Genomic DNA, 17,629 nt, shown 5'->3' on the forward strand with positions numbered 1-17,629 from the left:
GATTGGGGGATAGGAAATAGGAAAAAGAAGCATTACAATTGCTATATATGCATATCTGCAGTTAACTGCGTTATTTTCTTCTCCTTATCTTTTAAAGTCTGGTACCGCTCCATCCCGTTTTGGATAGCCTGTTCAGTTCTTTCGGGCGTTTCGTCTGCAAGCGTTGCCCCGATTTTCTTCTCCTTGCCTTTATCAATGCGCTTGATAAATTGCTTTTTAATCTTCTCCGCATTTTTCTTTGTTGGATTGTAGGGCTGAAGTTTAACCCTTGCCTGTAAGGCGCCCGTAACAGCCAAGATCTGAACCAGGTAAACCTGATCTGGTGCCAGATCAGCCTGCATGAAATCTCTGTTTTCGGCGGTAGCCCAGAAAAGCTTTATCCCAGGTGTACATTCATAGATCAGGTGACCACCGGCGCCCATAAGGCCTATATAGGTGGTCGAATCAAATAATCTGATTTGAACGGCGAGGGCTGTAACCGGGGGCCTTTCAAAAATAACCAGGGACTTACCAGCGGCAGGCCGTGGCAGATCCTGCGCACTTGCCATGTTCAATAAAATGGCTGTAAGGCAGCACAAAAGGAGGTGTTTTCTCATATCTTATACATTAAAATTATTATGAAATTATACACAAGACCTTTAGCCTCCAAAATTATTTACATACGAAGATGTTATTCTCATAGGGAATTTTTAGGTTTTAAATCGTGTACGCGGCCAAAATAGGAAGCGAGATTTATTTGATTAAGATATCGAAAAGAGAAATAAACCTGCTAAGAATCGCTAAAATGCTGTGTAATAGGAAGATTAGCGACTTTGATTATGTTTACATTTAGGTTTTTGTGGATATTTGCCTCTTATTAAAAAGAAGCAAATGAGGATCAAAATATAAGCATACAGAATTTCAAAAGATTTACGGATTTGACTATATCGGAAATTCCCTCATCTGCAAAACTGGTTCTTGCCATTGGCTCAAATGGTTCAGGCAAATCCAACTTATTTGACGCTTTTACCTGGATGGCACTTGGCGTGACCAAGCCTCAGCCTTATAACGAGTCAGCGTCCCGCAATTATTATAGAAAGGATGGCAGCTTACCAGAATCGGTACGGATCGAAATTATAGGTGGCGGAGCTATATACAAAAAAGGGAATGATTTAATAGAAGGAGAAAGCCTGATAAAACGCTTTATTGGCAGAAGCAGTAACAGAATCGTTCCACACTTGACGGGTGAAGCGAATAGCGCTGCAATCGCAAGAGATCTGGACAGCCCAAAGACCTTTATTGAAAATGATGTCCGGTTCAATACGGATGTATATCAATATATACAACAAATTAATAATGCACTTCGTGAGCCGGTCTTTAGTGGCCGCGGTGCTGATACGCTTAAAATCTTTAGCGATTTTATTGCGCCACTGAACAGTTCCCTTTTAAAGATATTTGGTGGAGATCCATCGACAACCATCCAGATTGCGGAATTTCAAGATGCAACGAACACTTCTGCTGCTAAACTGATTTTTAAAAAAGGGTACTTCGAAAATCAATTACGACCTCCTAAGTCACGGTGAGAAGCAAATCATCACCTTGCTGATCAATTTTATTGTCAGGCAGGAGTATTATAAAAACGCGGTCATTTATATAGACGAGATGGATTGTCATTTAAATACCGCACTGCAATTCAATCTTTTGGAGGAAATACTCAACAAGTGGATTCCAGACAGTTCATAACTCTGGACCGCCTCCCATGCCTTAGGATTCATAGACTTTGCACGCAGTAGTCACCAGGCAGCCATTATTGATTTCGATTTATTGAACTTTGACGCCAGGCAACATCTGCTGCCACTGAGCAAGGATAAAGCGGATGTTTACGAAATTGCAGTACCAAAAGCGACCATTCAATCCATTTTCAAAGGCTACAAATTGGTTGTGGTTGAAAATCAAAATGATGAGTACTTTAACGAAGCACTCGGTGAGCAGGGGTATTTGTTCCTTCCCGCCAATAATAACAGAGAAGTCTTTTTGACGGTCAAGGCAGATTCCAAGAAATTCGGACTCAGAGACAGAGACTACCTAAGAAGTGATGAAATTAAGAAGATAAAAAAGAACATCCTACATACAAGATTCTTGACCTTTATACCTTTGAAAACTATCTGTACCATCCCGATAATCTGGCTGAACTAGATTTGCCAGGCTTTGATCTCGCAGCTTACAAGGCCGAGATCACGCAGCAAAAGGAGGAAAAATTGTTTAATATCGTGGCAGAAATAGGCATCGCCAGGGGCCATTATATTGAATTTAAAGAATGTATAAAGAATGATCTTAATTTAAACCCCATTGTTGAGGCTTTGCGAAGCGGGGAATTTGATACGTTCTATGCCTATTTCAACATGAAAAAGCACTACAATAAAGCCTATTTGACAAAATTTGATTATAAAAGAATTGCCTTAGCCAGAACAGCATGGTTCAAAAGACAAATTTTAAGCATACTCGCTTCTTAGCAGCGTTAATTCTTTTTAAAAAACTGCTATAATATTGATTATTAGAGTGCTAAATGAAATTATGCTAATACATCTGATTTCAGCAAATTGCTGAATCTGCATAAGCCGATGGGGCACTTTGGTGTTAAAAGGGCCCGTGGAACCTGACTAAGCAGTGCCAAAGCAGCCTATTTTGCGCTTCCAATCAATAATTTTCAAAAAAAAGTTTGTCCATTCAAAAACTAAACATACCTTTGCAATCCCAATAAAAAATTGGGTGTTATATTATGTCTCAACGCATCAGAATAAAATTACAATCTTACGATCACAACTTAGTAGACAAATCTGCTGAGAAGATAGTTAAAACCGTACGTGGAACAGGCGCTGTAGTAACAGGTCCTATTCCTTTGCCTACGCACAAGAGAATTTTCACTGTGCTGCGTTCTCCGCACGTGAATAAGAAGAGTCGTGAACAGTTCCAGTTAGCAACGCACAAACGTCTGCTGGATATCTACACTTCTTCTTCCAGAACAGTAGACGCACTTAGCAAATTGGATCTTCCCTCTGGTGTAGAGGTTGAAATCAAGGCGTAAGATAACGTAAAGAGGGCAGTATATTTTATATAAGTATAATTAGCCCAAGCTCTTATAAAATTATTTAGTCATCTCTCAATTGTCTTTTGACAAGAAAAGAGCTCTGATAAAAAGATATTCAAACTACTATTGTTTGAACTGTAAAATATAAAACAGGCCCTTCGAGGTTTGTTTGTCATCGGTACTTCTCAAGTTTAATAGTTAAACGTCAACAGAAAAGGTCGATGATGACAGAGATTGAAATACTGCTTCATTCAGTATTGTCTCCAAAACCTACGCGGGGCAAAAAACCGCAAAAATGAAAGGAATTATTGGAAAGAAAATTGGTATGACCAGCGTCTACGGCCCAGAAGGCAAGCAGATCGCTGTTACTATCATTGAAGCAGAGCCCAATGTTGTAACCCAAATCAAAAATCAGGAAACTGACGGTTACAGTGCGCTACAGTTAGCTGTAGGCGACAAAAAGAAAAGAATTCAACCAAAGCTGCCATTAACCACTTCGCGAAAGCAAGCACTTCTGCTAAGAAAATCGTTAAAGAATTTCGCGACTATTCCATCGAAAAAAATATTGGGGAAACCATTACAGTTGACATCTTCGCTGAAGGAGAGTCTGTTGACGTTGTTGGTACGACCAAAGGTAAAGGCTTCCAGGGTGTTGTAAAACGCCATGGATTTGCTGGTGTTGGTGAAGCTTCCCACGGTCAGCATGACCGTTCCCGTGCTCCAGGATCTATTGGTGGTTCTTCTTACCCTTCCAGAGTATTTAAAGGAATGAGAATGGCTGGTCGTATGGGTAATGACCGTGTTAAAATGAAAGGCCTTAAAGTCGTTAAAATCTTCCCTGAAAAGAACTATATCTTAATTAGTGGCTCTGTTCCAGGTCATATCGGCTCAACAGTTTTCATCCAAAAATAAAAGTAAAGAATTCAGACTAAACCAATTCTTTACCCAAATTGATTAAAAATGCAATTAGAAGTTTTAAATACAACAGGAAAATCTACAGGCAGATCCGTTGAGTTGCCTGAGGAAATATTTGGTGCAGAACCGAACAACCACGTGATTTATCTGGCCGTTAAACAGTATTTAGCTGCAAGACGTCAGGGTACGCATAAGGTTAAAACTCGTGCTGAAGCGCAGGGTTCCAGCCGCAAATTACACAAACAAAAAGGTACCGGTGGTTCCCGTAAAGGTAACATCCGTAACCCTTTATATAAAGGTGGTGGTACGATCTTCGGACCTAAACCACACGCTTACACTATTAAGCTGAACAGAAAAGTGAAAGACCTGGCTAAAGTCAGTGCTCTTTCTCATAAAGCTAAAGAAAGTGCCATTGTAATTTTGGAAGATCTGACTTATGATGCTCCTAAAACAAAACAATTCGTACAATTATTAGCTGATCTGAATGTAGCTGGTAAAAAGGTTTTATTTGTATTACCAGAATACAACGACAACGTTTACCTGAGCCTGAGGAACCTGCCAAAAGTAGGTAGTACTTTACTGGCTGACATCAATACTTATGATGTTGTAAATGCAGACGTAGTTGTATTTACTGAAGATGCAGCAAAGCTTTTATCTGATAAAGAGGAAGCAGCAGCTTAACTTAAGATCTATTAGAATTTGAATCATGTATGCCTTAGGGCATAACGTCTGTCAGACAGAAATAAAAAAATAAACAGATGAAACTTACAGAAGTTTTAATAAAACCCATCCTTACCGAAAAAGCAAATGCACAAAGCGAAAAGCTGAACAAATTTGCTTTCCGTGTAAATCGTCGGGCGAACAAACTGGAGATTAAAGATGCGATTGAATCCTTTTATGGTGTAACTGTAAAAGAAGTACATACAATTGTTGTCCCAGCTAAAAACAAAACCCGTTTTACCAAAGCCGGATATGTAGAAGGTAGAAAGCCTGCTTACAAGAAAGCTTATGTAACTGTAGCTGAAGGCGATACAATCGATCTTTACGGAACAGTTTAAAATTAAACATTCACAAATTATAGTCAGCGAAGCTGAAAATTTCGCATAAAAGTAGATAAAAATGGCATTAAAGAAATTCAAACCAATGACCGCGGGTACCCGTTGGAAGATTGGAAATGCTTACGCAGAAATTACAACCAACGAACCCGAAAAGAGTTTGCTCGAGAAAAAACACCAGAAAGCTGGTCGTAACTCTCAGGGACGTCGTGTAATGCGTTACAAAGGTGGTGGACACAAAAACACTACCGTATCATTGATTTCAAACGTGATAAAGCAAACATCGAAGCTAAAGTAGTTTCTATTGAATACGATCCGAACCGTACCGCTTTTATCGCATTGTTACAATATACTGATGGTGAAAAGCGCTATATCATTGCTCCGAACGGACTGCAAGTGGGTGCTACGGTTATCTCCGGCGACAGTGTTGCTCCTGAACTGGGTAATGCGTTGAAGCTGAGAAACATGCCTTTAGGTACCACCATTCACAATATTGAATTACAGCCTGGTCAGGGTGCTAAACTGGCAAGAAGTGCCGGTACCTCTGCTCAGCTGAGCAATAAGGAAGACAGATATGCTGTTCTTAAAATGCCTTCTGGTGAATTAAGAAAAGTATTAATTGATGGTTACGCAACTGTAGGTGTTGTTTCTAACAGTGACCACAGTCTGCAGAGTGCTGGTAAAGCCGGTGCAAACCGTTGGAAAGGTATTCGTCCTCGCGTAAGAGGTGTTGCAATGAACCCTGTGGATCACCCAATGGGTGGTGGTGAAGGCCGCGCATCTGGTGGACATCCACGTTCTCGTACTGGTAAATACGCCAAAGGTGAAATTACGCGTAAGAAGAAAGGTTCTGATAAACTGATTATTCAGAGAAGCAACGGTAGAAAATTATCTAACAAATAGTTCAATCTGTTAAAATGGTCCCTGTGAAAATCAGGGACAAATAAACAAACAAATATAAATTATGGCTCGTTCAATTAAAAAAGGCCCATACGTAGATGCTAACCTGGAAGGGAAAGTTCAGGCGATCATTGATGGCAAGACAAAAAAGTCGGTAATCAAAACCTGGAGCCGTCGCTCCACGATCACCCCTGATTTTGTGGGACAGACTTTTGCAGTACATAACGGAAACAAATTTATTCCCGTTTATGTTACAGAATTTATGGTAGGTCACAAACTCGGTGAATTTGCGCCAACCAGAAACTTCAGAGGTCACGCAGGTAGCAAAAAATAATTATAAAAAATTGAGTCAGGCAGCACCTGACACAAAAATATAAGAAAATGGAAGCAGTAGCTAAATTAAAAAATTATCCTACAGGGCCGCGTAAGATGCGTTTGTTAGCAGATGTAATCCGTGGTATGGAAGTAGAGAAATCTCTTTCTATCCTGGAATTTCATCCACAGCACAATGCAAAGCCGCTGGCTAAATTGCTGAAGAGTGCCATCTCTAACTGGGAACAGAAAAATGATGGTCAGAATGCAGCTGATGCAAACCTGGTGGTTAAAACTATTTATGTTGACGGTGGGCGTTCAATCAAGAGAATGCGTCCTGCACCGCAGGGACGTGGTCACAAGATCCGTAAGCGCAGTAATCATGTAACCATCGTAGTGGATACAAAAGCATAATTGAAGTAAATTAGTAAGGATATATTCCTTACGTATTAAACAAATAAACATTGAAAGTGCGACAGCATCAAACTTTCGAATTTTCAAATCAACAATATGGGTCAAAAAGCAAATCCTATTGGTAACAGATTAGGAATCATCCGTGGATGGGACAGCAACTGGTATGGTAACAAGAAAGACTATGCAAATCGTCTGATTGAAGATAATAAAATCCGTACCTACCTTACTGCACGTATCAATAAAGGCGGTGTTGCCAAAATTGTCATCGAGCGTACTTTAGGGAAATTGATTGTTACTATTCATACTTCTAAGCCAGGTATCATCATTGGTAAAGGTGGTGGTGAAGTTGATCGTATCAAGGAAGAATTGAAAAAACTGACAAATAAAGAGGACGTACAGATCAATATCCTTGAGATCCGCCGCCCTGAAATTGATGCAGCAATCATCGGCGATACAATCGCACGTCAGATTGAAAATCGTATCAACTTCAAACGTGCTATCAAAATGGCGGTAGCTTCTGCACTTCGTATGGGTGCTGAAGGTATAAAAGTTAAAGCCAGTGGTCGTTTAGGTGGTGCAGAAATTGCCCGTTCTGAAGAATTCAAACAAGGTCGCGTTCCCCTGCATACATTCCGTATGGATATCGACTATGCAAGTGTTTTTGCACAGACTGTATATGGTAAAATCGGATTGAAGGTTTGGGTTTGTAAAGGTGAAGTATTAGGCAAAAGAGATCTGAATCCAAATGTAATTGCCGGTGGTGATTCTAAAGATAGAAGAAGCCATGGTAATGACAGAGGTGATAGAAGAGACAGAGGAGACAGAAGGTCTCACGGTGGCGACAGAAGAGACAGAAGAAATTAATTATTTAGCTAATAAGGCTATTTAGCTAATGTGCTAGTACAGCAAAAGGAACCATTAGCTTATTAGCACATTATAAAAGATCAAATTACATAAGATGTTACAGCCAAAAAGAGCAAAACACAGGAAAGCACAGAAAGGGCGCATTAGAAATGTTGCAAAAAGAGGGACAACTATCTCTTTCGGATCTTACGCTCTTAAAGCGGTTGAACCTATTTGGTTGAACAACCGTCAGATTGAAGCAGCGCGTCAGGCAATGACACGTGCTATGAAACGTGAAGGTAATGTTTGGATCAGAATATTCCCTGATAAACCCATCACAAAGAAGCCTGCTGAGGTACGTATGGGTAAAGGTAAAGGTAACCCTGAATATTGGGCTGCAGTTGTTGAACCGGGACGTATTATTTTCGAATGTGACGGTGTTTCACAGGAGGTCGCACAGCACGCAATGAAACTCGCTGCTGCTAAATTGCCCATTGCAACTAAGTTTGTAACGCGCAGAGATTTATAATCACAAAAGTCCGGTCGGTTAAGTTTAGGGACAGTCTGAGACGACACTTTACAAACCGATAGTATTTATAAAAAAATAAAATTCATCACTAATGCCTAATAAAGCAGTAGAATTTAACAAAAACCTTCAGCACATGTCTGTAGAAGACCTGAAGGCTCGCATTCAGGAAGATGAACTTCGTTTGAAAAAAATGGAATTCGCTCATGCTATTTCTCCAATAGAAAATCCAATGAGCATCCGTCTTTTCAGAAGAGACATCGCTCGGGTGAAAACCGAATTGAAAAAAAGAGAACTTAGCGTAAAATAATATGTTGCCTTCAGCGGCAATGAAAAATTAAGTAAAATGACCGAAAGAAATTTGCGTAAATCTAGAGTAGGTGTGGTTAGCAGCAACAAAATGACTAAAACCATTACAGTTGCGGTTGAAAGAAAGGTTAAGCACCCTATGTACGGTAAATTTGTAAAGAAGACGACCAAGTTTCATGCACATGATGAAAAGAACGAAGCTAGTATCGGTGACGTTGTTAAGATCATGGAAACTCGTCCCCTGAGCAAAACAAAACGTTGGAGACTGGTTGAGATTGTTGAGAAAGCTAAATAAGTTTTCGGATCAGCGGTTTCCTTTTGAATAATAAAATTGATTGTGATTAATTGACTATTAATCTCAGCTAAAAGCTAAATAAAATGATTCAGCAAGAAAGTAGGCTACGTGTAGCTGATAACAGTGGAGCTAAAGAAGTACTTTGCATCCGTGTTCTGGGTAACTCCGGTCAGGATTATGCAAAGATCGGTGACAAGATCGTCATCACTGTAAAGGATGCAATCCCTGCAGGTGGTGTAAAAAAAGGTACCGTTTCTAAAGCCGTTATCGTAAGAACCAAGAATAAATTACGTCGTAAAGATGGTTCCTATATCCGTTTTGATGACAATGCAGTTGTTTTGTTGAACAACTCTGACGAACCTCGTGGGACGCGTATCTTTGGGCCAGTTGCCCGTGAGTTGCGTGATAAAGGGTATATGAAAATCATCTCCCTGGCACCTGAAGTTCTTTAAGCAAATTCAGCTCCCGTACCGGATCGTTTAATTTACCGGTCCACAATGACAAAATTTTTTAGTTTAGCTTTTAGCGGATTCGCTTGAAGCACTAAGCATACAAATATGAGCAATAGATTTAAACCTAAATACAATATCAAGAAAGGGGACAAAGTAGTCGTCATTGCCGGCGATGATAAAGACCTAAAGAAACCCCGCACGGTATTGCAAGTAATTATCGACAAAGGTCGTGTTGTGGTAGAAGGTGTTAATATCGTCTCCAAACACACCAAACCTTCGGCTACAAATACCAAAGGCGGTATTGTAAAAGTTGAAGCACCTATTCACATTAGCAATGTACAGTTGTGGGATGCTAAGACTGGCGCTGCAGCCAGAATCAAGCGCACTCGTGACAATGGTAAATTAGTACGTATATCTAAAAAATCCGGGGAGGCAATTAAATAATGAGCACACAAAAATATTCACCAAGATTGGCCGACAAGTACACCAAAGAGGTGGTACCTGCGCTGGTTAAGAAGTTTGCTTACAAATCTGTAATGCAGGCGCCTAAATTGGAAAAAATCTGTTTAAACCGCGGTGTAAACGGAGCAGTAGCTGATAAAAATTAGTTGAAATTGCAGTTGATGAGTTAACGCTTATCTCCGGTCAGCGTGCTGTAACCACTTACTCCAAAAAAGACATCTCTAATTTCAAACTGAGAAAGGGAATGCCAATTGGTGCGAGAGTGACCCTGCGCGGTGAGAAAATGTACGAATTTCTGGATCGTTTGATCGCTGTATCTCTGCCACGTGTACGTGACTTCAAAGGAATCAGTGATAAAGCTTTCGATGGTCGCGGTAATTACACCTTAGGTGTTACTGAGCAGATCATTTTCCCAGAAATTGATATCGATAAAGTTAACAAGATTACTGGTTTGGATATAACTTTCGTAACATCTGCAACTAACAATGAAGAAGCTTACGAATTATTGAAAGAACTGGGTCTGCCTTTCAAGAATATCAAAAAAGAGCAAAGCAATTAATTTATTCCATTTAGGAGCAGGGGAGTGTTTCTTCTTTGCTTCATAAATAAATCATAAGTATTATGGCAAAAGAATCTATCAAAGCCAGACAGAGAAAACGCGAAGTAATGGTTGCAAAATATGCAGCTAAGCGCGCGGCTTTAAAAGAAGCTGGTGATTATGCAGGTTTAGACAAACTTCCAAAAAACGCTTCTCCTGTTCGTCTTAAAAACCGTTGTCAGCTGACTGGCCGTCCTAGAGGTTATATCCGTTATTTTGGATTGTCCAGAGTTATTTTCAGAGATATGGCATTAGACGGTAAGATTCCAGGGGTTAAAAAGGCCAGCTGGTAATCAATAGACGCTAAGCGTCTTAAAGTTTTAATCAATTTTACAATCGTATTAATTTAGATACAAATGGTAACAGATCCTATAGCAGACTTCTTGACAAGGGTGCGTAATGCTCAAATGGCAGGTCACAGAATCGTGGAAATCCCTGCTTCTAACCTGAAAAAGCGTATTACAGAAATTCTGTACGCGCAAGGGTATATCCTGAAGTACAAATTTGAGGATGACAACAAACAAGGTATTATTAAAATCGCCTTGAAATATGATCCTGAAACAAAACGTCCGGCTATCCAGGCTTTAGAACGTGTAAGTCGTCCAGGTCTGCGTCAGTACTCTAAACCAGCTGATTTCAAAAGAGTGATCAACGGGTTGGGGGTTGCAATCATCAGCACTTCAAAAGGTGTAATGACTGACAAACAAGCAAAAGCTGAGAATGTAGGTGGCGAAGTGCTTTGCCACATTTATTAATATTTTTTGGGTCTTGAATACATTAAGCTGGACATACACAGCTGACCGGTTCAGGAGCTATTTATGGATTTTTTAAAAATTATTGTATGTCTCGTATTGGTAAAAAAACCATTGTTATTCCTGCAGGCGTAACTGTGACTGTTGACAAGTCAAATGTAGTTACTGTTAAAGGTCCTAAAGGAGAATTGAAACAGGCCGTTGATCGTGAAATCAAAGTTGAGATAGAAGGTACTGAACTGAAAGTAGTTCGTCCTACTGAGCAGATTCGTCACAAAGCCTTACATGGCCTGTATCGCTCTATCCTGGATAACCTTGTAAAAGGTGTTTCTGAAGGATTCACCAAAGACCTTGAACTGGTGGGTGTAGGTTATAAAGCGACTAATCAGGGTAACCTTTTAGATCTGTCTTTAGGTTATTCTCACAACATCGTTATTGATGTGCCCAAGGAATTGAAAGTTGCTACTGAAATGCAGAAAGGGAAGAATCCTTTGATCAAACTTGAAAGCCATGATAAACAGCTTTTAGGTCAGGTAGCTGCTAAAATCCGCAGTCTGCGTAAACCAGAGCCTTACAAAGGTAAAGGGGTCAGATATGTTGGAGAGGTTGTCCGTCGTAAGGCAGGTAAAGCAGCCGGTAAATAGTATTTTATCTGTATGGGATAGCGTGACTATCCCATACTTCCATATAATTATAATATGTTTTCCGGCAGTATCGGAGAATTATAAATGTCAGTAAAATGAGCAACACATTACAGAAAAAACAAAAGATCCGTTATCGTATCCGTAAGAAGGTCAACGGTACAGCCGCTAAACCTCGTCTGTCTGTATTCAGAAGTAATACTTCTTTGTATCTGCAGTTAATCAACGATGAAGATGGTGTAACCATCACTGCAGCTTCTACAAGAGATAAGGATATCACTGCACAATCCGGCACTAAGACTGAAAAGTCCAAGTTAGCTGGTGCTGCATTGGCACGTAAAGCACAAGAATTAGGCATTAAGGAAGTTGTATTTGATCGCGGTGGTAATCTTTACCATGGCCGTATCAAAGCAGCTGCTGAAGGTGCAAGAGAAGGTGGTTTACAATTTTAATTTAATTATTTAGTTTACAGTAAATAGATTTCAATGTCTAATACAAATATTCAAAGAGGAAAACCTGCAGCTGATTCTGATTTAAAAGAAAAGGTTGTTACTATTAACCGTGTTGTGAAAACAACCAAAGGTGGACGTACTTTTAGTTTCTCCGCACTTGTTGTTGTTGGTAACGGCGCAGGTACCGTAGGACAGGGTTTAGGTAAAGCAAAAGAAGTTCAGGAAGCCATTGTAAAAGGAATTGAAGATGCCAAGAAAAACCTGGTGAAAGTTCCTATCCATAAAGGTACTATTCCTCATGAACAACATGCTAAAGTTGGCGCTGCGAAAGTAATGATCAAACCAGCAGCTGCCGGTACCGGTGTAATCGCCGGAGGTAGTATGCGTGCTGTTTTGGAAAGTGCTGGTCTGACTGACGTATTATCTAAAAACCTGGGATCTGCCAACCCGCAGAATGTGGTAAAGGCAACCGTTAAGGCACTGACTATGCTGCGTGAACCACTGGATATCGCCCGTCAGCGTGGCGTGAAAGTTTCCAAAGTGTTCAACGGGTAATACTTAAGCATTGATTAGGCGAGAAAATCGGTATCGAATTTAAACCTGATCAAGGAATATATTTAAAGCAGGAAACGTTATTGCAGGACAGTACGTTTCATTAACCTCAAAATGATGGCAAAGATAAAAATAACACAGATTAAGAGTGCAATCGACAGACCAGAACGTCAGAAGTTGACTCTCAGAGCTTTAGGTCTGAAAAAGATGAACGCTTCCCGTGAAATTGAAGCGACTCCGCAGATCGAGGGAATGGTGAAGGCTGTTAGCCACCTGGTGAAAGTTGAAAAGCTCTAATCCGTCACAGACAGAAAGATTTTGCAGTTTAAAATTAATGTATATTTTTGCTGCACTTTAATAAAAGCGAGGGGCGATTCCCCGTTGAGTATAAAAATCAAGTAAAATGAAATTACACGAATTACGTCCCGCAAAAGGTGCGGTACACAAGGACAAACGTCTTGGACGTGGTGAAGCCTCCGGTAAAGGTGGTACTTCTACAAAAGGTAACAAAGGTGGTCAAAGCCGTGCTGGTTATAAGAGCAAGATTGCGCATGAAGGTGGTCAGATGCCTATTCAGCGCCGCGTTCCTAAGCGTGGTTTCAAAAACCCTGGACACGTTACTTTCAAAGTATTTAACCTGGCACAGGTTGAACTTTTGGTAGAAAAATATAAATTAGAAGAATTCTCTTTAGAGAACCTGTATGTAAATGGACTGGTTTCCAGAACAGATAAGGTGAAAATCCTCGGAAACGGTGAGATTGCCTCTAAAGTGGCCTTCAAAGTTCACGCAGCCAGTGCAAAAGCAAAAGCAGCGATTGAGGCTGCAGGCGGAACGGTTGAAGTTTTAAACTAATTTAAAAATAAATTCCGGACGCATCCTACAAGATGCGTCTTTTTGTCTTAAATTGCGTTGTCCTAACTTTTAGACGCTCACAACACTTTTAGTCTTGGTTATAATTAATAGCTTGAACTAAATATTAACTATCGAAAAGGAATGAAAAAGTTAATCCAGAACTTAAAAATATTTGGAGCATTGAGGAATTACGGGAGAAGATCGTCTTCACGTTACTGCTGATTCTGGTGTTCAGGTTTGGAGCGCATGTGGTGATCCCGGGGATAGACCCGAATAAGATCTCTGCTGCGGCTGCTCAGACGCAAAATAATGGCTTATTGGGGATGTTTGATACATTCGCTGGTGGTGCTTTCTCTCAGGCTGGTATTCTGGCCTTAGGGGTAATGCCATATATCTCTGCTTCTATCTTTATGCAGCTGGCAACCGTATTGGTGCCGCAACTGCAGAAGATTCAAAAGGAAGGTTCAAGCGGACAAAAGAAAATCAACCAGATTACCCGTTATCTAACGGTGATCGTAACAGCCTTCCAGGCAGTGGCTTATATTTCTTTATTGAAGAGTCCGACTTACGCAGTAGCCTTGATCCCTGCTTATCAACCCTATTTCTTCGTATCTACACTGTTTGTATTAACCGCAGGATCCTTATTTGTTATGTGGCTGGGTGAAAAAATCCAGGATAAAGGTTTAGGAAATGGTATCTCTATCATCATCATGATTGGGATTCTGTCCAGCCTGCCGCAGGCGGTCATTCAGGAGTTCCAGTCCAAACAGGTAAAAGGGGGTGGAGGTTTACTTATCTTCTTAATTGAAATTGCATTCTACATTGGTATTAATATGGCACTGGTATTATTAGTAGAAGGTGTCAGAAAAGTTCCGGTAATTTATGCAAAACAATTGATGGGTAACAAACAAGTGGGCGGTGCCCGCCAGTTCCTCCCATTAAAAGTGAATGCTGCTGGTGTAATGCCGATCATCTTTGCGCAGGCGATAATGTTCTTACCTACACTGGTTTCTTTCACTGATTTGGATAAAGAGGGGTCCATCGCAAATATATTTGGTGATCATACAAATGGCTGGTATATGTTGATTTACGGTGGCATGACCATAGCCTTTACCTTCCTGTATACGGCGCTTATCTTCAATCCAAAAGAGATGAGTGAAGATCTAAAAAGAAACAATGGCTTTATACCAGGTGTTCAACCGGGTAAACCCACAGCGGATTATATCGGTTCCATCATGGACCGTATTACCTTCCCTGGTGCCGTTGCACTGGCCATTGCCGGTATCTTACCTGGTTTTGCACAGATGCTGGGTGTTCAACAGAGCTTCAGTTACTATTTTGGAGGAACCTCCCTGTTAATTATGGTAGCTGTAATCTTGGATACCTTACAACAGATTGAAACTCATTTGCTCATGCGTCAATATGACGGTCTGATGAGTGGTGGCGCAAGAGTACATGGCCGCAGTCATGTAGGTAGCGGCATCTAATTAACTGTCAGATTATTAGTAATAAAGAGTATAGGCTGGCCTGTGGGATTCGTTTAAGAATCTGACAGGCCAGCTTTTTTGATGCGGTTTGGGGCTGATTTTTGTTTAATTAACGGGGCATTAGGCCTACCGGCCAATGGAACTGTTTAAAATTGTCATTAATTGAGTAATTTTGTGCTATATTTAGCTAACTTATCATCTCTAAAAGGATGATCAGCAAGCGGATGAGTCTGTTTAAACAGACTTCTCTTTAAAATCTACCATATTTGTAATTCATGATCCAAACAAAGACCAATGCTGAAGTAGCCATTATGCAACAAAATGCATCTACGATCAGCCGCATACTGGCAGAAGTTGCCAAGATCCTTAAACCAGGCATGACCACTTTAGAAATTGATAAAATGTGTAAGGACATGATTTTGGATGAAGGTGGCATTCCAACTTTTTATAATTATTACGGTTACCCCTATAATATGTGTACTTCAGTAAATGATGTAGTCGTACATGGTTTCCCCGATAATAACCCGCTAAGAGACGGAGACATCGTATCACTTGATTTGGGAATTACCAAAGACGGTTATGTAGGAGAACATGCTTATACTTTTGTCTTGGGAGAATCCACCCCCGAAAATCTGCAACTGGTACGAGTGACCAAAGAATCATTATATAAAGGCATTGAGAAGGCCGTGACCGGTAATCGGATCGGTGATATAGCCTATGCTATTGAGAACCATACAGCAGGTAAATATGGTTATGGCGTGGTTAGAGAGCTGGTGGGTCATGGATTAGGTAAGACCATGCATGAAGAGCCGAATGTGCCCAATTACGGCAGAAGAGGCACCGGGCCAAAGTTAAAAACAAATATGACCATTGCGATAGAGCCGATGATCAATCAGGGCAAACGCAATATTTTTACAGAGAAAGATGGTTGGACCGTTAAAACAAAAGACGGGCTGCCCTCTGTACATTTTGAACATAATGTCTGTGTGAAAGAAGGGAAGGCTTTGATCTTGTCCGATTATTCAATTATTGAGGCCGCTGAGCGTACCAATAGCAATTTGAATACTTCTTATCAAGATTTCCAAGAGGATAAATAGCTGACGCAAACAGCAAGTGTTGCAATCAGAAAATTAAAAAAGCATGGTACAGGCGTAAACAGCATTCTGAAGAAGCTGCAAACTTGGGTTGTATAACAGATACCAGAATGGCACTGCATAATTTAAAGGGAATTAAAACTGTACCATGCATACCAAAGTTACCATTTCTTATTGAATTAGGCTAAATGAACATTTTTTTTATTTACCTATTGATAATCAATTAGTAATAGAAATTAAATCCCGTCTATGCCGTATTTAGTGGTCATTGGAGCAGGGGCTTCCGGATATTTTTGTGCAGTGAACGCTGCTCGTTTATGCCCTGGACTCAAAGTTACTTTGCTGGAAAAAACGGGTAAAACCCTAAGTAAAGTAAAAGTCAGTGGCGGTGGGCGTTGCAATGTCACCCATAGGGATCTGCCCATTGCTGCATTTACCGGCAATTACCCAAGAGGCGCCCGGCTGTTGAAAAGAACACTGCATCAATTTGGTCCTGTGGATACAGTAGACTGGTTTGAAAAGCGGGGAGTACCTTTAAAAACAGAGGCGGACGGGCGTGTATTTCCCGTCTCCAATCAATCCAGTTCTATCATCGATGCATTGGAAAAGGAAGCAGATGCCTATGGCGTTAATATTCGTTTGCATCAAAATGTACTTTCACTAAATCATTTGGCAGCCCAAGAGGAAAAGCAGGGCCGTTGGCAAATAGAACTTGCTGGTGAGTCAGAGACTTTGTCCGCAGATTATATTTGTGTGGCTGCCGGGGGCCTTATGAAAGCGGAAAATTATCAGTATTTGACAAAGTTGGGCCATTCCATCACCAGGCCTGTGCCATCTTTATTTACCTTTAACCTGGGCAAACATCCTATTACGGAATTGATGGGTGTCAGTGTGGATAATGCTACCATACGCATTGCTGGCTCCAAACTCAAGCAATCAGGGCCTTTATTGATCACCCATTGGGGTTTCAGTGGACCTGCTGTACTTAAACTCTCTGCTTGGGGTGCGGAGTGGTTGGCTGAAAATAATTATCAGTTTTCCGTACTGATTAACTGGCTAGGTGAAGCCTGGCCAGAACAACAGTTGCGAGATAGTTGGCAGGCCATCAGAGAAAGGCATGCGGCTCGTCCTATGGGTGAAAAAAATCCTTTTGGATTGCCAAAACGACTCTGGGCTTACCTTTTAAATGCTGCTGGCATACAGGAAAACCTGTATTGGTCTAAATTGCCGGCAGGCGCTCAAAATAAATTGATTCAGCACTTGGTGGCAGATACTTATATGATTAGTGGAAAAACCACCTTTAAAGAGGAATTTGTCACTTGTGGCGGGATAAATCTCGCTGAAATGGATCCGCTAACCATGGAAAGCAGGTTACATAGGGGGCTTTATTTTACAGGTGAGGTCATGAATGTGGATGGCATTACCGGAGGGTTTAACTTTCAGCACGCCTGGGCCAGCGGCTTTGCCGCTGCCAGCCATATTGCAAACATGGCCACAGAAACCAATTAGCATACTGGGTTTATTTGTCGTTGGAGCATAAAAATGCCCCTGCGTTCTTTTAGAAGGCAGGGGCTGTGTCTTGTTGTAGGTTAAAAGTCGTTTAGAACCTTACAGGCCCAGACCGCCTAACAGAGAAGCCAACAGGCTCAG

General features: G+C 40.8%; 30 protein-coding genes. 29 read left to right on the forward strand and 1 reads right to left on the reverse strand.

Annotated elements, in window-relative coordinates:
• Positions 1-41: 41 nt before the first annotated feature.
• On the reverse strand, positions 42-596 hold the full coding sequence (locus tag FSB73_RS10540) for a hypothetical protein (protein ID WP_146781654.1): 555 nt from the start codon (positions 594-596) through the stop codon (positions 42-44).
• A gap of 294 nt (positions 597-890) precedes the next feature.
• Here FSB73_RS10540 and FSB73_RS10545 point away from each other — a divergent pair, with 294 nt between their 5' ends.
• From FSB73_RS10545 to FSB73_RS10675, 29 genes are all read left to right on the forward strand, one after another.
• Positions 891-1,562: an AAA family ATPase gene (locus tag FSB73_RS10545; RefSeq protein WP_225974816.1), complete on the forward strand. Its 672-nt coding sequence runs from the start codon at positions 891-893 to the stop codon at positions 1,560-1,562.
• 241 nt (positions 1,563-1,803) lie between these two features.
• Positions 1,804-2,175, forward strand: a complete 372-nt coding sequence (locus FSB73_RS10550) for a hypothetical protein (protein WP_146781658.1) — start codon at positions 1,804-1,806, stop codon at positions 2,173-2,175.
• 2 nt (positions 2,176-2,177) lie between these two features.
• Complete coding sequence (locus tag FSB73_RS10555) at positions 2,178-2,492, forward strand: hypothetical protein (protein ID WP_146781660.1); 315 nt, start codon at positions 2,178-2,180, stop codon at positions 2,490-2,492.
• Positions 2,493-2,758: 266 nt separating this feature from the next.
• Entirely contained in the window at positions 2,759-3,064 is a 306-nt protein-coding gene (rpsJ, locus tag FSB73_RS10560; RefSeq protein WP_066209982.1) for a 30S ribosomal protein S10, read from the forward strand.
• Positions 3,065-3,553: 489 nt separating this feature from the next.
• Entirely contained in the window at positions 3,554-3,979 is a 426-nt protein-coding gene (rplC, locus tag FSB73_RS10565; protein ID WP_262712635.1) for a 50S ribosomal protein L3, read from the forward strand.
• A 48-nt stretch (positions 3,980-4,027) separates the two neighbouring features.
• Complete coding sequence (gene rplD, locus FSB73_RS10570; protein ID WP_146781662.1) at positions 4,028-4,663, forward strand: 50S ribosomal protein L4; 636 nt, start codon at positions 4,028-4,030, stop codon at positions 4,661-4,663.
• Positions 4,664-4,740: 77 nt separating this feature from the next.
• Entirely contained in the window at positions 4,741-5,040 is a 300-nt protein-coding gene (gene rplW, locus FSB73_RS10575; RefSeq protein WP_091396054.1) for a 50S ribosomal protein L23, read from the forward strand.
• 61 nt (positions 5,041-5,101) lie between these two features.
• Entirely contained in the window at positions 5,102-5,335 is a 234-nt protein-coding gene (locus FSB73_RS27955) for a hypothetical protein (RefSeq protein ID WP_449371696.1), read from the forward strand.
• Positions 5,320-5,940: a 50S ribosomal protein L2 gene (gene rplB, locus FSB73_RS10580; protein ID WP_449371698.1), complete on the forward strand. Its 621-nt coding sequence runs from the start codon at positions 5,320-5,322 to the stop codon at positions 5,938-5,940. The genes FSB73_RS27955 and rplB overlap by 16 nt, the downstream gene beginning before the upstream one ends.
• A 61-nt stretch (positions 5,941-6,001) precedes the next feature.
• A complete protein-coding gene (rpsS, locus tag FSB73_RS10585) occupies positions 6,002-6,271 on the forward strand; it encodes a 30S ribosomal protein S19 (RefSeq protein ID WP_146781664.1) in 270 nt (89 codons plus the stop codon).
• A gap of 47 nt (positions 6,272-6,318) precedes the next feature.
• Positions 6,319-6,663 carry a 50S ribosomal protein L22 gene (rplV, locus tag FSB73_RS10590; RefSeq protein WP_146781666.1) on the forward strand — a complete coding sequence of 115 codons (345 nt, stop codon included), beginning with the start codon at positions 6,319-6,321 and terminating at the stop codon, positions 6,661-6,663.
• A 96-nt stretch (positions 6,664-6,759) separates the two neighbouring features.
• A complete protein-coding gene (gene rpsC, locus FSB73_RS10595) occupies positions 6,760-7,527 on the forward strand; it encodes a 30S ribosomal protein S3 (protein ID WP_146781668.1) in 768 nt (255 codons plus the stop codon).
• A 94-nt stretch (positions 7,528-7,621) separates the two neighbouring features.
• Positions 7,622-8,035, forward strand: coding sequence for a 50S ribosomal protein L16 (gene rplP / locus FSB73_RS10600; RefSeq protein ID WP_146781670.1), 414 nt, complete (start codon positions 7,622-7,624; stop codon positions 8,033-8,035).
• A gap of 91 nt (positions 8,036-8,126) precedes the next feature.
• Positions 8,127-8,342, forward strand: a complete 216-nt coding sequence (gene rpmC / locus FSB73_RS10605; RefSeq protein WP_146781672.1) for a 50S ribosomal protein L29 — start codon at positions 8,127-8,129, stop codon at positions 8,340-8,342.
• 36 nt (positions 8,343-8,378) lie between these two features.
• Positions 8,379-8,636 carry a 30S ribosomal protein S17 gene (gene rpsQ, locus FSB73_RS10610; protein ID WP_146781674.1) on the forward strand — a complete coding sequence of 86 codons (258 nt, stop codon included), beginning with the start codon at positions 8,379-8,381 and terminating at the stop codon, positions 8,634-8,636.
• 83 nt (positions 8,637-8,719) lie between these two features.
• Positions 8,720-9,088: a 50S ribosomal protein L14 gene (gene rplN / locus FSB73_RS10615; protein WP_091396075.1), complete on the forward strand. Its 369-nt coding sequence runs from the start codon at positions 8,720-8,722 to the stop codon at positions 9,086-9,088.
• 105 nt (positions 9,089-9,193) lie between these two features.
• Positions 9,194-9,532, forward strand: coding sequence for a 50S ribosomal protein L24 (gene rplX / locus FSB73_RS10620; RefSeq protein WP_146781692.1), 339 nt, complete (start codon positions 9,194-9,196; stop codon positions 9,530-9,532).
• Positions 9,532-9,696 (forward strand): hypothetical protein, encoded by a 165-nt coding sequence (locus tag FSB73_RS27960; protein WP_449371697.1) that lies wholly within the window; start codon positions 9,532-9,534, stop codon positions 9,694-9,696. The genes rplX and FSB73_RS27960 overlap by 1 nt, the downstream gene beginning before the upstream one ends.
• Positions 9,697-9,725: 29 nt before the next feature.
• Entirely contained in the window at positions 9,726-10,109 is a 384-nt protein-coding gene (rplE, locus tag FSB73_RS10625; RefSeq protein WP_449371699.1) for a 50S ribosomal protein L5, read from the forward strand.
• Positions 10,110-10,171: 62 nt separating this feature from the next.
• Positions 10,172-10,441: a 30S ribosomal protein S14 gene (gene rpsN, locus FSB73_RS10630; RefSeq protein ID WP_146781694.1), complete on the forward strand. Its 270-nt coding sequence runs from the start codon at positions 10,172-10,174 to the stop codon at positions 10,439-10,441.
• 63 nt (positions 10,442-10,504) lie between these two features.
• Positions 10,505-10,903: a 30S ribosomal protein S8 gene (gene rpsH / locus FSB73_RS10635; RefSeq protein WP_146781696.1), complete on the forward strand. Its 399-nt coding sequence runs from the start codon at positions 10,505-10,507 to the stop codon at positions 10,901-10,903.
• Positions 10,904-10,989: 86 nt separating this feature from the next.
• The gene (gene rplF / locus FSB73_RS10640; RefSeq protein ID WP_146781698.1) at positions 10,990-11,544 is read left to right on the forward strand and encodes a 50S ribosomal protein L6; all 555 of its coding nucleotides are present in this window, start codon (positions 10,990-10,992) and stop codon (positions 11,542-11,544) included.
• Positions 11,545-11,639: 95 nt separating this feature from the next.
• The gene (gene rplR, locus FSB73_RS10645; protein ID WP_146781700.1) at positions 11,640-11,993 is read left to right on the forward strand and encodes a 50S ribosomal protein L18; all 354 of its coding nucleotides are present in this window, start codon (positions 11,640-11,642) and stop codon (positions 11,991-11,993) included.
• Positions 11,994-12,026: 33 nt separating this feature from the next.
• Positions 12,027-12,548, forward strand: coding sequence for a 30S ribosomal protein S5 (gene rpsE / locus FSB73_RS10650; RefSeq protein ID WP_146781702.1), 522 nt, complete (start codon positions 12,027-12,029; stop codon positions 12,546-12,548).
• A 111-nt stretch (positions 12,549-12,659) separates the two neighbouring features.
• A complete protein-coding gene (gene rpmD, locus FSB73_RS10655) occupies positions 12,660-12,842 on the forward strand; it encodes a 50S ribosomal protein L30 (protein WP_146781704.1) in 183 nt (60 codons plus the stop codon).
• A gap of 106 nt (positions 12,843-12,948) precedes the next feature.
• Positions 12,949-13,398 carry a 50S ribosomal protein L15 gene (gene rplO / locus FSB73_RS10660; protein WP_146781706.1) on the forward strand — a complete coding sequence of 150 codons (450 nt, stop codon included), beginning with the start codon at positions 12,949-12,951 and terminating at the stop codon, positions 13,396-13,398.
• A 227-nt stretch (positions 13,399-13,625) separates the two neighbouring features.
• Positions 13,626-14,885, forward strand: coding sequence for a preprotein translocase subunit SecY (gene secY / locus FSB73_RS10665; RefSeq protein WP_394344830.1), 1,260 nt, complete (start codon positions 13,626-13,628; stop codon positions 14,883-14,885).
• 275 nt (positions 14,886-15,160) lie between these two features.
• Positions 15,161-15,982 carry a type I methionyl aminopeptidase gene (gene map, locus FSB73_RS10670; protein ID WP_146781710.1) on the forward strand — a complete coding sequence of 274 codons (822 nt, stop codon included), beginning with the start codon at positions 15,161-15,163 and terminating at the stop codon, positions 15,980-15,982.
• Positions 15,983-16,228: 246 nt separating this feature from the next.
• On the forward strand, positions 16,229-17,488 hold the full coding sequence (locus tag FSB73_RS10675; RefSeq protein WP_146781712.1) for a BaiN/RdsA family NAD(P)/FAD-dependent oxidoreductase: 1,260 nt from the start codon (positions 16,229-16,231) through the stop codon (positions 17,486-17,488).
• Positions 17,489-17,629: the final 141 nt, after the last annotated feature.

Source organism: Arachidicoccus ginsenosidivorans (assembly GCF_007971385.1).
Lineage (GTDB): Bacteria > Bacteroidota > Bacteroidia > Chitinophagales > Chitinophagaceae > Arachidicoccus > Arachidicoccus ginsenosidivorans.

Coding starts and splice junctions, on each gene's coding strand:
- FSB73_RS10540 (WP_146781654.1), bottom strand. CDS start 596: ATGAGAAAACACCTCCTTTTGTGCTGCCTTACAGCCATTTTATTGAAC.
- rpsJ (WP_066209982.1), top strand. CDS start 2,759: ATGTCTCAACGCATCAGAATAAAATTACAATCTTACGATCACAACTTA.
- rplD (WP_146781662.1), top strand. CDS start 4,028: ATGCAATTAGAAGTTTTAAATACAACAGGAAAATCTACAGGCAGATCC.
- rplW (WP_091396054.1), top strand. CDS start 4,741: ATGAAACTTACAGAAGTTTTAATAAAACCCATCCTTACCGAAAAAGCA.
- FSB73_RS27955 (WP_449371696.1), top strand. CDS start 5,102: ATGGCATTAAAGAAATTCAAACCAATGACCGCGGGTACCCGTTGGAAG.
- rpsS (WP_146781664.1), top strand. CDS start 6,002: ATGGCTCGTTCAATTAAAAAAGGCCCATACGTAGATGCTAACCTGGAA.
- rplV (WP_146781666.1), top strand. CDS start 6,319: ATGGAAGCAGTAGCTAAATTAAAAAATTATCCTACAGGGCCGCGTAAG.
- rpsC (WP_146781668.1), top strand. CDS start 6,760: ATGGGTCAAAAAGCAAATCCTATTGGTAACAGATTAGGAATCATCCGT.
- rplP (WP_146781670.1), top strand. CDS start 7,622: ATGTTACAGCCAAAAAGAGCAAAACACAGGAAAGCACAGAAAGGGCGC.
- rpmC (WP_146781672.1), top strand. CDS start 8,127: ATGCCTAATAAAGCAGTAGAATTTAACAAAAACCTTCAGCACATGTCT.
- rpsQ (WP_146781674.1), top strand. CDS start 8,379: ATGACCGAAAGAAATTTGCGTAAATCTAGAGTAGGTGTGGTTAGCAGC.
- rplN (WP_091396075.1), top strand. CDS start 8,720: ATGATTCAGCAAGAAAGTAGGCTACGTGTAGCTGATAACAGTGGAGCT.
- rplX (WP_146781692.1), top strand. CDS start 9,194: ATGAGCAATAGATTTAAACCTAAATACAATATCAAGAAAGGGGACAAA.
- FSB73_RS27960 (WP_449371697.1), top strand. CDS start 9,532: ATGAGCACACAAAAATATTCACCAAGATTGGCCGACAAGTACACCAAA.
- rpsN (WP_146781694.1), top strand. CDS start 10,172: ATGGCAAAAGAATCTATCAAAGCCAGACAGAGAAAACGCGAAGTAATG.
- rpsH (WP_146781696.1), top strand. CDS start 10,505: ATGGTAACAGATCCTATAGCAGACTTCTTGACAAGGGTGCGTAATGCT.
- rplF (WP_146781698.1), top strand. CDS start 10,990: ATGTCTCGTATTGGTAAAAAAACCATTGTTATTCCTGCAGGCGTAACT.
- rplR (WP_146781700.1), top strand. CDS start 11,640: ATGAGCAACACATTACAGAAAAAACAAAAGATCCGTTATCGTATCCGT.
- rpsE (WP_146781702.1), top strand. CDS start 12,027: ATGTCTAATACAAATATTCAAAGAGGAAAACCTGCAGCTGATTCTGAT.
- rpmD (WP_146781704.1), top strand. CDS start 12,660: ATGATGGCAAAGATAAAAATAACACAGATTAAGAGTGCAATCGACAGA.
- rplO (WP_146781706.1), top strand. CDS start 12,949: ATGAAATTACACGAATTACGTCCCGCAAAAGGTGCGGTACACAAGGAC.
- map (WP_146781710.1), top strand. CDS start 15,161: ATGATCCAAACAAAGACCAATGCTGAAGTAGCCATTATGCAACAAAAT.
- FSB73_RS10675 (WP_146781712.1), top strand. CDS start 16,229: ATGCCGTATTTAGTGGTCATTGGAGCAGGGGCTTCCGGATATTTTTGT.